This is a genomic window from Pseudarthrobacter sp. SL88 (genome assembly GCF_026672455.1).
In the GTDB taxonomy this organism is placed as follows: domain Bacteria; phylum Actinomycetota; class Actinomycetes; order Actinomycetales; family Micrococcaceae; genus Arthrobacter.
Window position 1 is genome coordinate 2,989,927 of record NZ_JAPPRD010000001.1, and the last position, 13,902, is coordinate 3,003,828.

At 66.3% G+C, this 13,902-nt stretch carries 8 protein-coding genes and 1 pseudogene; 5 read left to right on the forward strand and 4 right to left on the reverse strand.

Annotation, left to right across the window (positions count from 1 at the left end; genetic code table 11):
• Positions 1 to 298: 298 nt before the first annotated feature.
• Positions 299 to 1,273, forward strand: a complete 975-nt coding sequence (locus tag OVA06_RS13480) for an aldo/keto reductase (RefSeq protein WP_268158963.1) — start codon at positions 299 to 301, stop codon at positions 1,271 to 1,273.
• Positions 1,274 to 1,286: 13 nt separating this feature from the next.
• On the forward strand, positions 1,287 to 1,616 hold the full coding sequence (locus OVA06_RS13485; protein WP_056084085.1) for a DUF6457 domain-containing protein: 330 nt from the start codon (positions 1,287 to 1,289) through the stop codon (positions 1,614 to 1,616).
• A 110-nt stretch (positions 1,617 to 1,726) separates the two neighbouring features.
• Here the strand turns inward: OVA06_RS13485 and OVA06_RS13490 are convergent, their stop codons facing one another.
• Positions 1,727 to 4,054: an FdhF/YdeP family oxidoreductase gene (locus OVA06_RS13490; RefSeq protein ID WP_268158965.1), complete on the reverse strand. Its 2,328-nt coding sequence runs from the start codon at positions 4,052 to 4,054 to the stop codon at positions 1,727 to 1,729.
• A gap of 188 nt (positions 4,055 to 4,242) precedes the next feature.
• Between OVA06_RS13490 and OVA06_RS13495 the strand changes: the two are divergent.
• From OVA06_RS13495 to OVA06_RS13505, 3 genes and pseudogenes are all read left to right on the forward strand, one after another.
• Positions 4,243 to 5,957, forward strand: a pseudogene (locus tag OVA06_RS13495) (RecQ family ATP-dependent DNA helicase).
• A 37-nt stretch (positions 5,958 to 5,994) separates the two neighbouring features.
• Positions 5,995 to 7,194 carry a TerC family protein gene (locus OVA06_RS13500; protein ID WP_268158967.1) on the forward strand — a complete coding sequence of 400 codons (1,200 nt, stop codon included), beginning with the start codon at positions 5,995 to 5,997 and terminating at the stop codon, positions 7,192 to 7,194.
• Between the two features lie 196 nt (positions 7,195 to 7,390).
• A complete protein-coding gene (locus OVA06_RS13505) occupies positions 7,391 to 11,035 on the forward strand; it encodes a TM0106 family RecB-like putative nuclease (protein WP_268158969.1) in 3,645 nt (1,214 codons plus the stop codon).
• Here the strand turns inward: OVA06_RS13505 and OVA06_RS13510 are convergent.
• The 3 genes from OVA06_RS13510 to OVA06_RS13520 form a co-directional block, all read right to left on the reverse strand.
• Complete coding sequence (locus tag OVA06_RS13510; protein WP_056084069.1) at positions 11,013 to 11,327, reverse strand: acylphosphatase; 315 nt, start codon at positions 11,325 to 11,327, stop codon at positions 11,013 to 11,015. The two genes, OVA06_RS13505 and OVA06_RS13510, sit on opposite strands and share 23 nt — an antisense overlap.
• Before the next feature lie 104 nt (positions 11,328 to 11,431).
• Positions 11,432 to 12,364, reverse strand: a complete 933-nt coding sequence (locus OVA06_RS13515; protein WP_268158971.1) for a pullulanase X25 domain-containing protein — start codon at positions 12,362 to 12,364, stop codon at positions 11,432 to 11,434.
• Positions 12,365 to 12,622: 258 nt separating this feature from the next.
• Positions 12,623 to 13,684 carry an adenosine deaminase gene (locus OVA06_RS13520; RefSeq protein ID WP_268160793.1) on the reverse strand — a complete coding sequence of 354 codons (1,062 nt, stop codon included), beginning with the start codon at positions 13,682 to 13,684 and terminating at the stop codon, positions 12,623 to 12,625.
• Positions 13,685 to 13,902: the final 218 nt, after the last annotated feature.

The following is a 13,902-nucleotide window of genomic DNA, read 5'->3' on the forward strand; positions in this document are numbered from 1 at the left end:
TGATGCGCCCCGCAAGCGGGACCCGGCGGACCGAAATCGTGCGCTCCCGGATGGTATTGGCCGTGCCGGAACGTTCGTGCCGGACGTTCTTTGCCTGCCGGAAGTGCCAGTCGCTGCGGGTTCCTGGGTGGGGGTCCGCTCAGTCTAGGCAGGCCCGCTGGACTGGTCTAGGGGCCGACCCCATGTTTAGGCCGGCACTATTCAGGGGACTTGCCAGTGGGGCGTACGCTGCACCCAAGGGCTTTTGCACCCACGTCATGGTGGGTGCTGGGCACGTTCTACCGCTGAGGAGAACCGAATGAAGACCCGTACCGTCGGATCATTGAGCGTCTCTGCCTTGGGCCTTGGCTGCATGGGCATGAGCGAGTTTTACGGCCAGGGTGACGAGCAGGAGTCCGTCGCCACCATCCACGAATTCCTGGACGCCGGCGGCACCTTGCTGGACACCGCGGACATGTACGGCCCCTTCACCAACGAACGCCTGGTGGGCCGGGCCATCGCCGGCCGGCGTGATGCCGTGGTGATTGCCACCAAGTTCGGCAACGAACGCCGCGACGACGGTTCCTGGGTTGGCATCAACGGCCACCCGGACTACGTGCGGCGTGCCTGCGATGCCAGCCTGGAGCGGCTGGGCGTGGACCACATCGACCTCTACTACCAGCACCGGGTGGACAAGATGGTCCCTATCGAGGAGACCGTGGGTGCCATGGCGGAGCTGGTGCAGGCCGGTAAAGTACTCCACTTGGGCCTGTCGGAAGCCTCCGCCGGCACCATCCGCAAGGCCCACGCCGTGCACCCGATCACGGCCCTGCAAACCGAGTACTCCCTGTGGGAACGCGAGCCGGAAACCAAGGTGTTCCCCGTCCTCGAGGAGCTGGGGATCGGCTTCGTTCCCTACAGCCCGCTGGGCCGCGGCTTCCTCACGGGGCAGATCCGCAGCGAGGAGGATTTCGCAGCGGACGATTTCCGCAGGCACTCCCCGCGGTTCCAGGGCGAAAACTTCACCAAGAACCTTGAGCTGGTGGACCGCGTCCGGGAACTCGCCGCGGGCAAACAGTGCACACCCGGGCAGCTGGCCCTCGCCTGGCTGCTCGCGCAGGGTGAGCACATTGTGCCGATTCCCGGAACGAAGAAACGCGAGCGGCTGCGCGAGAACCTGGGCGCCGTCGACGTCGAGCTCAGCCGGGAGGACCTCGACCTGCTGGACCGGCTGGCACCGGCAGGCTCCACGGCGGGCGCCCGCTACCCCAACATGTCCACCATCGATAACTGACGCAAGGAGAACCATGGCAGTCAACGACGACGAGGCTCAGGTCCTGGACCAGTGGAGCCACCGGCTGGCACAGGCACTGCAGATCCTCGACCTCAAGGTTGACCAGGAGCTGCTCCTGGACCTGGCCCGGAAATCCGCTGATTCGGTGATCCATGCCGCCGCGCCGGTCACCACATTCATGGTGGGCTACGCCGCCGGGCTGCATGCCGGCACCGGCAGCGCGGGCAACAAGGAGGCAGCGGCAGCGGCCGTTGATAAGGCCGCAAGGGTGGCGTTCCAGCTGTGCGAGGACGGGCACGACGGCGGCCCGGCCAGCAAGGGCTGGGCCGACACAGCCCAGTAGCCGCAGAACCGGGACCGGCCCGCACAACAGGTGTTGGCCCGCACCGCTTGTGCGGGCCGGGGCCGGGGCCGTCAGTGCGGGCCGGGGCCGGTTATGCACCGGACGGCACGTCAGCCCCCGGCGGTGGGTTCCTCTTCCAGCACCGCCACCGGCTCAAGGCGCACGATGACGGCCTTTGATGCCGGCGTCTGGCTGCCCTCTGCCACGCTGTCCAGCGGCACCAGGACGTTGGCCTCCGGGTAGTAGGCGGCTGCGCAGCCCCTGGCGGAGGGGTAGGAGACAATCCGGTAGTTCCGGAGTACCCGCTCCACGTTGTCCGTGTACACACCGTGGATGTCCACCCGCTGGCCGTCCACGAACCCCAGCTCGGCAAGATCCACGGGGTTCACGAACACCACTTCGCGGCCTTTCTTGATGCCCCGGTAGCGGTCGTTGTTGCCGTAGATGGTGGTGTTGAACTGGTCGTGCGAGCGCATGCTCTGCAGGATCAGCGTGCCCTCGGGCCGGTCCACGTGTTCGAGTTCGTTGACCGTGAGCATGGCCTTGCCGGTGGGGGTGTTGAAGGTCCGGGAATCGCGCGGGCCGTTGGGCAGGATGAAGCCGCCGTCCTGCCGGATTTTGCGGTTGTAGTCCTCGCAGCCGTTGACCACACGGGAGATGTGGTCGCGGATGAGGTCGTAGTTCTTCTCGAACCCTGCCCAGTCCGCGGAGCTGCGGTCCTGCACCACGGCGGCGGCCAGGCGGCAGATGATCGCCACCTCGGACAGCAGGCCGGGGGCCACCGGTTCCACGGTGCCGTGGGAGGCGTGCACAGCGCAGACCGTATCCTCCACCGAGACGAACTGCGGCCCGGTTTCTTGCCGGTCGATTTCGGTCCGGCCCATCGTGGGCAGGATCAGCGCCTCGGCGCCGGTGACCGCGTGGGAGTGGTTGAGCTTGGTGGAGATCTGGACCGAAAGCTCGGTCTTCTCCATGGCTTCCTCGGCCACCGCGGTGTCCGAAATGGCTCCCACGAAGTTGCCGCCGAGGCCCACGAAAACCTTGATCCCGCCGTCGCGCATTCCACGGACGGTCTGGACGGCGTCCAGGCCGTGCTCGCGCGGCGGCTCGAACGCGAACTCCTGGCCCAGCGCGTCAAGGAACGCGGGCGGCATCTGCTCCCAGATGCCCATGGTGCGGTCGCCCTGGACGTTGCTGTGGCCGCGGATGGGGGACGCTCCGGCGCCCGGTTTGCCGATGTTGCCGCGCAGCAGGAGCAGGTTGATGATCTCCTTGATAGTGGCCACGCCCTTCTTCTGCTGCGTGATGCCCATGGCCCAGGTGATGATCACGCGGTCCGCTGCGAGGTAGCGGGCGGCGAGTTCGTCGATCTCCTCGGTGCGGAGGCCGGTGGCCGCCAGGACGGCACCGTCGTCCAGCTGCGCCAGGTGCGCCCGGAGCTCCTCGAGCCCTTCGCAGTGCCCCTCAAGGAATGCGTGGTCCAGGACCTTGCCCGGGTTGGCGGCCTCGGCGTCGAGCACCCGTTTGGAGACCGCCTGCAGCAGCGCCATGTCCCCGCCGATCCGCACCTGCAGGAACTGGTCCGCCAGGTCCGTGCCGTGGCCGATGATGCCCTTCACCTTTTGCGGGTTCTTGTACCGCATCAGGCCTGCTTCGGGCAGTGGATTGACGGCCACGATCTTGCAGCCGGCCTCCTTGGCCTCCTCCAGCGCGGTGAGCATGCGCGGATGGTTGGTCCCCGGATTCTGGCCCATGATGATGATCAGGTCGGCTTTTTCGAAGTCGTTGTAGGAGACCGTTGCCTTGCCCACGCCGATGGTCTGGCCCATGCCCCAGCCCGAGGACTCGTGGCACATGTTGGAACAGTCGGGAAGGTTGTTGGTGCCGTAAGCCCTGATGAAGAGCTGGTACAGGAAGGCGGCCTCGTTGGAGGTCCGGCCGCTGGTGTAGAAGGTGGCCTGGTTGGGATCGGGCAGTGACTTCAGCTTGTCCGCCAGGATCCCGAACGCCTGCTCCCAGCTGACCGGGCGGTAGTGGTCCTCCCCCGCCGGTTTGTACACCGGCTCGGTCAGGCGGCCCTGCATTCCCAGCCAGTACTCGGACCGCTGCCGCAGCTCGCTCACGGGGTGCTCGGCCCAGAAACCGCTGCCAACCACCACCGGGGTAGCTTCCCAGGTGACGGCCTTGGCCCCGTTTTCGCAAAACTCGAACATCTTGCGGTGGCCCGGGTCCGGCCAGGCGCAGCTCATGCAGTCGAACCCGTCCTTCTGGTTCAGCGCCAGCAGCGTCTTCCGGGACCGGTCCACACCCATGTGCTCCAGCGCCGGCTTCATCGAGTGGTAAACACCCGGAACACCGGCAGCCCACGCCTTGGGATGCCCGGTGACCTCGATCTGGGATTCGTCGGGCTCTTCAACCTTGGGGTTCTCGCGCACCACGATGCGTTCTCCTTGCGTCCTCGCCGGGTCCGGGAAACCACCGGTTGCTTCGGCACTTCCCGCTCTTTCCACAGTTGTTCAGCCATCCGCGGAAGTCAAGGGCACGGCCAGCGGCAGCACCGGGCCGGCGTTAAGGTGGGTTGTACGGCTGAAGCAAGCGGCCTGGCACCTCAACGCGGAGACGTACCATGCCGGACCACCTCGCCCTCGCCGCCCTCGCGGCATCCACATTTTCCCTCCCGGAGCTTCGGGACGGCCAGCTTGCCGGAATGACCGCGCTCGTTGACGGTCGCGATGTCCTGGCCGTCATGCCCACCGGCTACGGCAAATCCGCTGTCTACCAGGTGGCGGCCCAGTACCTGCACAGCGCAACGGGACGTCCCGCCGTCGTGGTCTCACCGCTGATCGCCCTGCAGGAGGACCAGTTGGACGCCTGGCCGCCGACCTCGGCCCGGATGCCGCCGTCGCCATCAACTCCTCCCACAGCGACGCCGAAGTGGAGGCCGCCTGGCAGGCCGCCGAGTCCGGGACGGCAGCATTCCTCTACCTGGCGCCGGAGCAACTCGCCAAGGACACGACGGTGGAGCGCCTGGCCCGCCTGGGGGTCTCGCTGTTCGTGGTGGACGAGGCCCACTGTGTCTCCTCCTGGGGCCACGACTTCCGGCCCGACTACCTGGGCCTGGGCGCCGTCCGCGAACGGCTGGGCAACCCGCCAGCGGCTGCACTGACCGCCACCGCTTCTCCCCCGGTGCGTGACGAAATCGTGGAGCGGCTCGGCATGAAGGACCCGCTGGTGCTGGTCCACGGCTTTGACCGGCCCAACATCAACCTTGACGTGGTCCGCCATCATGGGGACAAGGACAAGCGCAGCGCCGTCCTTCACCAGGTGGCAGGGCTGGCCCGCGACGGGCAGGGCCTGGTGTACACCGCCACCCGCAAGGACACCGAAAAGTACGCCGCCAAGCTCGCCGCCGAAAGCCTCCGGGCGGAGGCCTATCACGCCGGTTTGGCCGCCGCGGAACGGGAGCGCATCCACGAACTCTTCCTGGCGGACGGGCTGGACGTGGTGGTGGCCACCACCGCTTTCGGCATGGGCATCGACAAACCCACCGTCCGTTTCGTGGTGCACGCCGACATCCCGGAGTCCCTGGACGCGTACTACCAGGAGATCGGCCGTGGCGGCCGGGACGGTAAACCTGCCACCGCGGTGCTGCACTACCGTTCCGAGGATCTGGGCCTGCGGAAGTTCTTCAGCACCAGCACCCCGGATCCGGAGAAGCTGCTCAAGGTGCTGAGGGTCCTCAAGGATGCCGGCGGGCCTGTGCCCAAGTCGTCGCTGGCGGAGCTGAGCGGGTTCCCGGCCCGCCGGGTCACGGGTTTGGTGAACCAGCTCGAGGAGGCGGGTTCGGTCACCACGGGCAAGCGCGGGATACGCCTCGCCGCCAAAGCCAAGCTGCCTGCGTTGGCGGCGGCCGCCGTCGAACGTGCCGAGGCCCGGCAGCGCGTGGAGCAGTCCCGCCTGACCATGATGCGCGCCTACGCCGAAACGGACGGATGCCGGCGCCAGTTCCTGCTGAACTATTTCGGCGAAGACCTGGCGACGCCCTGCAACAACTGCGACGCCTGCGCCGAGGCCGCACGCCACCCCGGCAAGCCAGCCGGGCCCGGCTCCGGAAACGAGGGCGGCAGGAAGGGGAAAAAGGAGTACGACGGCGGCGGGCCGGGTCCCGCGGCGGCCGACGATCCGTTCCCGCTCCAGTCCGCAGTGGTCCATAAGGAGTGGGGCCCCGGCCTGGTGATGCGGCACGAGGACGACGTGATCACCGTGCTGTTCGAGCAGGAGGGCTACAAAACCCTGTCGCGTTCGGCCGTGCTGGAGCATAAACTCCTGAAGCCTGCTTAGTAAGCTTCAGGGACACGTTCCAACGAAAGGCCGCCGCGTGGAAGTTCCTTTTTATGTCTGGACCCTGACCATCGCGGGAATCGTGGGGCTGCTGGCCTTCGATTTCTTCTTCCACGTCCGCAAGGCGCATACCCCCACGCTGAAGGAATCGTCCATCTGGTCGGCGATTTACGTGGGCATCGCACTGCTGTTCGGGCTGGGGGTGCTGCTCTTCGGCGGACCCACCATGGGTACCGAGTACTTCGCCGGCTACGTCACGGAAAAGGCCCTGTCCGTGGACAACCTCTTCGTGTTCCTGATCGTCATGTCCAGCTTCAAGGTGCCCCGCGCGGACCAGCAGAAGGTGCTGCTGTTCGGCATCGTCTTCTCCCTGATTGCCCGCACGGCCTTCATCTTCCTGGGCGCAGCACTGATCAACAGCTTCGCGTGGGTCTTCTATATCTTCGGGCTGATCCTGCTGATCACCGCCGGCAACCTGCTCAAGCCTGACGACCACGACGACGACTCCGAAGGTTTCGTGGTCCGGCTCGCCAAAAAGTTCCTGCCGGCGTCGGAGCATTACGACGGCGACAAGCTCTTCACCATGGAGAACGGCAAGAGGGTGCTGACCCCCATGCTGCTGGTGATGGTAGCCATCGGCGGCACGGACATCCTGTTCGCCCTGGACTCCATCCCGGCGATCTTCGGCCTGACCCAGAACGTGTTCATCGTCTTCACCGCCACCGCGTTCTCGCTGATGGGCCTGCGGCAGCTGTTCTTCCTCATTGATGGCCTGCTGGACCGGCTGATCTTCCTGTCCTACGGCCTGGCAGTGATCCTGGGCTTCATCGGCGTCAAGCTCATCCTGCACGCCCTGCACGAAAACACCCTGCCGTTCATCAACGACGGCGAGCACGTCAACGTGGTGGAGGTCAGCACCGGGTTGTCGCTCAGCGTGATCCTCGGCGTGCTGGTGCTTACCATCCTGGCCTCGATCTTCAGCCCCAAGGGCAAGGCCAAGAACGCCGTTTCCGGAGCCCGGCGGCATGCCACTGAGTACGTGGACCTGAACTACGAAACGGATATGGCGGAGCGGGACAAGATCTTCGCCAAGATGGTCCGCGAGGAGGACCAGATCCGCAAGCTCCCGGAGAAGTACAAGCGCCTGGTCCGGAACGAAACCGAGTTCCTGGCCCTGATCCGCAAGGCCCACGACGAGCACGACAAAGCCCAGGTACGGGCGGACGCCAACGGCTGACGCGCTGCCCAACTAGGTAGCAGTTGATGTCGTTTTGAGGGCTCAAAACGACATCAACTGCTACCTAGTTTGAGGATAAGCGCTGCAGGGCTGCTGCTCCCGCCCTGGTTGTCGGCCCCTCTTGCTACGTTTGACGCAGCTGTTAACCAGGGCCAGGGGAACCATCCCCGGCCCGGCTGTCCAATGGGGAGGCCCCGTGTTCCTGCTCGAAGCCGATGCCAGTGCCGGTCCCGGTGCTGCGCCGGACCTCGTGTTCTCCGCGAGCGACCTCGTGGCGGCCAGCGAATGTGAATACCGCACGCTCCGCGTCCTGGACGAGAAACTGGGCCGGTCCCCCAAGGCCGCATTCCCTCCGGACGAGATGCGGGTCCGGGCCGGCGAGCTGGGCGACCGGCACGAGCAGACCGTCCTGGCCAGCCTCGTGGCCAAATACGGAACATGGGATGCCAGCCGCGGGGCGGGCGTCTACTCACTGGAACGCGGCAACACCGTCCGCGGGGAACTCCAGGCAAAGCACGCCGAAACCGAGCTCGCGCTGCGCTCCGGAGCCGACGTCGTCTTCCAGGCCACCTTCTTCGATGGCGAGTTCCTCGGCTATGCGGACTTCCTGGTCAACGAGGCCGCCGGAACAGGGTTGCCGGGCCGGTATGAGGTCTGGGACACCAAGCTCGCCCGGCACGCCAAGGTGGGCGCCCTGCTGCAGCTGGCGGCCTACGGTGACCAGCTCCTCGGGATGGGGCTGGACCCCTCCCCCGTCGTCACCCTCGTGCTGGGCACGCGCGTGGGCGAAGACTGGTTGCGCAGCAGCCACTCCCTGCCGGACCTGCTCCCCGTGTTCCGCGAACGGCGCCGGCGCTTCCGCCAGCTCACCGCCGAACACCGGGAGGGCAGCGGGGCGGTCCGGTGGCAGCAGCCAGGCATAGTCCACTGCGGCCGGTGCGACTACTGCGCAGAACAGGTCAGCCTGCACCGCGACCTCCTCATGGTCGCGGGAATGTCGGTGGTCCAGCGCAGGAAACTCCACGCGGCCGGCATCACCAGCATCGACGAACTCGCTGCCATGCCGGCTGCTGCAGCGAAAAACTCAGTGGCCCGTCTGCGTGCCCAAGCCAGGATGCAGCTGGGGCTCGATGCTGCCGCCGGGTCCCGGACGTTCAATAAAGACGGCGAGCCACACACTGTTTCCTACAGCGTCCTGCCGGAACACACCATCGGCACGTTGCCGGCCCCGAGTGCCGGGGATATCTTCTTCGACTTTGAGGGCGATCCGCTCTGGCAGGACCCGGCAACAGGAGTCTGGGGCATCGAGTACCTGTTCGGCGTGATCGAGGCACCCGTCGCCGACGCTGGAGGCGATCCGGTGTTCCGGCCCTTCTGGGCCCATTCCCGGTCCGGGGAACGGAAAGCCTTCCTGGATTTCCTCGAGTACGTGGAGAACCGCCGCAGGCAGTATCCGGACATGCACGTCTACCACTACGCCACCTACGAAAAGACGGCGCTGCGTAACCTGTCCCTGGCCCACCAGGCCGGCGAAGACACCGTGGACGACTGGTTGCGGAAGGGGCTCCTGGTGGACCTCTACGCCACGGTGAAGCACTCGCTGCGCATCTCCGAGGCGTCCTACTCCATCAAAAAGCTCGAGCCGCTGTACATGGGCGACAACCTGCGCTCCGGGGACGTCAAGGATGCCGGGGCGTCCGTGGTGGCCTACGCGGCCTACTGCGCCGCCCGCGACGCCGGGCACCAGGCCGAGGCAGACGCCGTCCTTGCCTCCATTTCCGATTACAACCAGTACGACTGCCTGTCCACGCTGCGCCTGCGTGACTGGCTGCTGGACATCCAGCCCCAAGCTGGTTCCGGACTTCCGGCGGAAGCACGGGAGGGCACCGGATCCGGAGTCCCTGGATCCGGCGATGCCACCACGGGACGCAGGGACGCGCGGGGCGAATCCCCTGAGGAGGGCCGGCTTCACGAGTACCTTGCCGGCCTCCCGGACAACCGCCCCTGGACGGACGATGAACGGGCCATCGCCATGGTGGCGGCGGCCACCGGATACCACCGCCGTGAACGCAAACAGTTCTGGTGGCAGCACTTTGACCGGGTGGAGGCTCCCCTGGAGAGCTGGTCCGATCAGCGCAATGTCTTCGTGGTGGAGTCCGCCGAGGTGTCCTCCGACTGGGCACTGGCGAAGCCGCGGGAGCGGATGCGGACCCGTGTGCTGAAATTACGCGGCACTATGACCGAAGGTTCCGACTTCCGAACGGATTCCACCTGGTGCCGTCTCTATGACGCCCCGCCGCCGGAGGGCATGGCGGCGCCGGATGCAGCGCCGGGAGCCCGGGCGTACAACTTCGGGACGCGTATCAGCGACCTGCAGGCTGCACCGGATAACCCGGTCTACACCCTCATTACCATCGCCGAACGCGAGTCCGCCAAGGTGGCGGCGTACCCGCATTTCCCGATGGCCCTGACCGAGGACCAGCCGCTGGCGACGGTGAGTATTGAGGCCGCGCTGGCGGAACTTGCGAAGGCCGTAGGGTCCGCTGTTCCCTCACTGCCCTCCCAACCGGGCCTGGACATCCTTCGCAAACTGCCGCCGCGGTTCCGCACGCTGCCCGGCCCGGCCGAGGTTCAGCACGGGGGCGATGGCGCTGCCGATTATGCAGGCGCCATCGCTGTTTCGCTGCGGGACCTGGACCGTTCCTACCTGGCCGTCCAGGGGCCGCCCGGCACGGGCAAAACCTACGTTGGCGCGCACGTGATCGGCCAGCTCGTCGGCGAAGGCTGGAAGGTGGGCGTGGTGGCCCAATCGCATAACGTGGTGGAGAACCTGCTTTGCCGGGCCATCGATAAGGGCGGGGTGGACCCCTCGCTGGTGGCGAAGAAGCTCTCTGCGCCCCACGAGGTGCCGTGGAAAGCTACGGCCGACGGCGATGTCGCACGGCTGCTGGAGTCTGCCGGCGGCTGCCTGGTAGGGGGAACGGCCTGGACCATGACCGGCAAGGAAGTCCCGGCCGGTTCCCTGGACCTGCTGGTGATCGATGAGGCCGGACAGTTCTCCCTGGCCAACACGCTGGCCGTTTCCCGGGCAGCGAAGCGGCTCCTCCTGCTGGGGGATCCCCAGCAACTCCCCCAGGTGACGCAGGGTGCCCATCCGGAGCCGGTGGATGAATCCGCCCTCGGCTGGCTGGCCGCCGGTCACGCCACCCTGCCGGCACGGCTGGGATATTTCCTGGCTGACAGCTGGCGGATGCATCCGGCACTGTGCGCTGCGGTGTCGAGGCTCAGCTACGAAAGTAGGCTCCAGTCAGCACCGGCCGGGTCCCTGCGTGAGCTGGAAACCATGCCGCCGGGCGTGGAGACCGTGGTCGTGCAGCACACCGGCAATTCGACAAGCTCGGCAGAGGAAGCGGCGGAGGTGGTTCGGCAGGCACACCGGCACCTGGGTCTGAAATGGACGGCCGGGCCGGAATTAGCAGCCCGGCCGCTTGAGCAGCAGGACCTGCTGGTGGTGGCCGCGTATAACGCCCAGGTCCACCTGATCCGCAAGGAATTGGCCGACGCCGGCCTGCCGGACGTCCGTGTGGGAACGGTGGATAAGTTCCAAGGCCAGGAAGCACCGGTGGTGCTGGTATCGATGGCCTGCTCTGCGGTGGCGGAAGCTCCACGGGGCGCCGAATTCCTCCTGAACCGGAACCGGATCAACGTGGCCGTGTCACGTGGCCAGTGGCGGGCGGTCATCGTCCGCACCCCTGAGCTCACGAACTACATGCCGCACAAGCCGGCGGCCCTGGAGGAACTGGGGGCCTTTATCGGGCTCAGCGTGCCCGGAAATCCCTAAATGATCCCTGGGCGTCGGACATGGAGTGGTCCACCCGCTCCACCCGGCCGGGGGCGCGGTCCGAGTTCAGCCAGTCCAGGAGCTTCCCCACCTGGTCGCCGGCGCCTTCGGCAACCAGGGCCACCGAACCGTCGTCGAGGTTTTTCACCTCACCGGTCAGGCCCAGCTCCTCAGCCTCACCCATGGTCCGGTACCGGAAGCCGACACCCTGCACCACCCCGAACACCCGGGCGCTCAACCGAACCTGGTGAGCCGACGGCCCGTCAGCGGTTGGTTCTGCGTGGCGTGCCATGGGTAGGCCTCCTCGGCATCCGCCCTCCCAACTGGGAGCAGTTGATGTCGTTTTGAGGGCTCAAAACGGCATCTGCTGCTACCCAGTTGGGGAGGATGGGCGCTTTAGTTGATGGTGATGTCGCGCGTGGAGTGGTTGTAGCGGATGGTTACGGTGCCGCCGGAGTGGTGCAGCTCGTGGTTGGGGCCATCGAACGTCCCGAATGCGCCGTAGTTTTCGGTCCACGAGCGGTTGAGCGCGATCTTGAAGGTGTAGTGGCCGGCCGGCAGTTCGGCGCTTTTCTTCCACAGCTGGTCCAGGAAGTCGAACTCCATCTGGGCCTCGTCATACTGCGGCGCCCAGTTCTCGGGGGCACCCAGGATGGTGTTGAAGTCGCCGGCAACAGCCACGGCCTCGGGCTGCGGGTGCGTCTCCACGTCCGGACCTTCGAACGGCTCGGCTGCCGCGGGTGTGGCGGCTTCGGCTTTCGCCGGTGCCTTCTTGCGCACGGCCTTAACCACGGGCTCGACGGCGTCTTCGATCGCCTTGGCGGCCTTCTCCACAACAGCGGCAGCCTTTTTGGCCGGCGCCTTCTTCGCGGGAGACTTCTTGGTGGCGGTCTTGGCGTCGTCCTTGGCAGGCACCTCAAGGGTGGCGGCAGCGGCGGACACCGGACGGACGAATCCGGCGGGCGCTGCCGGAACCGGGGTGTCGGCCGGAACGGGAGTGCCGGCGTCGAGCGCGGAAGCGAAGGAGACAGCATCCGGGTAGGCGACAGTGGCGCGCATGCCGTCCTCGGTGATGGTCCAGCCGGAGCGGCCCTTGACCAGCCAGCCGGCCTTGACCAGCTTGGCGGTGGCCGAGGTGAGGGTCTTGTGTCCGCGGGGAATTCCGCCGCTGAGCAGCTCGGCCTCGTGCTCGTTGAACGGCACGCGTGCCGTGGATTCCGCCAGGACCTGGCCCGCATTCAGCGCATCACCGGACCACACGCCTTCGGTCAGGACATCCAGCACGGTCTTGAGTCGAAGGAAGGTGTTTTCTGCGGTGGACTTGGCCATGATTCCCCTAGTGTGTGAGCGATCCGATGAGAGCATCTTGCCAAGTGCCCGTTAAATCGCGCGACTTTAATTGGTTAACTCTGCGTGTCGTGACCGACTATGAAGCGCAGGTCACAACAACTGAGGCGGCGGTCTCGGGTAAGGCCGGCTGCTCGACCATTTCTTGCGCTGGTGCGGGATTTCTCCTGCACGTCCCTGACCCGCCTGCGGGACCAAGTTTAGCCGGAGATTGGGCGGCCGGGACGCGCAAGGCTCGGGTCAGTGTGCCAGTTCCCCGCTGTTCAGTTCCTCCAGCAGCTCTGCCTTGCGTTCTTCGGACGCAAACGACGAGTGGATGGAGTTTGCCGCGAGCCTTGCTTTGTCGAATTCAGACAGCTCGAACACGGCCTCCAGCTGGGCAAAGTTGTCATCCACGTAGCCGCCGAAGTAGGCGGGGTCGTCAGAGTTCACGGACACATTGAGTCCGGCGGCCAGCATGGCCGGCAGCGGGTGGTCAGCCAAGGTGTCCACGGTGCGGAGCCGGACGTTGGACAGGGGGCAGACCGTGAGCGGGATCCGCTCGTCCACCAGGCGCTCCACCAGGTCGGTGTCGTCCATGCAGCGGATGCCGTGGTCGATGCGTTCCACGCCCAGGACGTCCAGGGCTTCCACAACATACGACGCCGGCCCTTCCTCGCCTGCGTGGGCCGTCAGCCGCAGGCCTGCTTCGCGGGCCTTGGCATAGAGGCGCTCGAATTTTGCGGGCGGGTTGCCCACCTCCGCGGAGTCCAGGCCGATGGCACCGATCGGTGCGTCCATAGCCAGCAGGGCGTCCAGGACTTCGAGGGCCGACTCTTCGGGGAGGTCGCGCAGGAAGGCGGCGATCAGGATGGTGGACATCCCAAAGTCCTCCATCGAGGTGGCCAGCACGGACGCCACGCCGTTGACGCAGGTCTCCAGGGAGATGCCACGGGACAGGTGGGCCTGCGGGTCGAGCATGATCTCGGCATGCCGGACGCCGGCGGCCGCCGCGCGTTCCAGGTAGGCGTGGGTCATGGCCGCGAAGTCCTCTTCGGTCTGCAGCACGGCCATGTTGGCGTAGTACAGGTCCAGGAAGGACTGGAGGTCGGTGAATTCGTACCGCTGGCGCAGTTCGTCAAGGTCTGCGTACGGGAGGGTGATGCCGTTGCGTTCCGCGAGGGCAAAGATCAATTCAGGCTGCAGGGTGCCTTCGATGTGCAGGTGCAGTTCAGCTACCGGCAGGAGCCGGGCCGGGACAGCGTCGTTGGATTCTGACACTTCGGTTTCGGGCGCAGCGGGCTCACCCTCAAAGTTTTCCATCCGGTCAGGATAATCCCCCACGAGGATTCCCGCCTGCCCGGGCCACGGAGCCGTGGCCCTGGGCGGAGGCCGCCGTCGCCGTCGGTGGCCCCTTCAACTGCCCTTGCCCGCACTGCGAAGTGCAGCACCTATCTCGATTTGATAACGCCGAGTCTATGTTTTAGCGTGAAATGCATGCCCGTCCGGCGGGCGCATGAATGCCAGGTGCTGCCTTCACC

Excerpts from the sequence above, each read along its gene's own strand:
- OVA06_RS13480 (WP_268158963.1), top strand. The coding sequence starts at position 299 with ATGAAGACCCGTACCGTCGGATCATTGAGCGTCTCTGCCTTGGGCCTT.
- OVA06_RS13510 (WP_056084069.1), bottom strand. The coding sequence starts at position 11,327 with ATGGCACGCCACGCAGAACCAACCGCTGACGGGCCGTCGGCTCACCAG.
- OVA06_RS13515 (WP_268158971.1), bottom strand. The coding sequence starts at position 12,364 with ATGGCCAAGTCCACCGCAGAAAACACCTTCCTTCGACTCAAGACCGTG.
- OVA06_RS13520 (WP_268160793.1), bottom strand. The coding sequence starts at position 13,684 with ATGGAAAACTTTGAGGGTGAGCCCGCTGCGCCCGAAACCGAAGTGTCA.
- OVA06_RS13485 (WP_056084085.1), top strand. The coding sequence starts at position 1,287 with ATGGCAGTCAACGACGACGAGGCTCAGGTCCTGGACCAGTGGAGCCAC.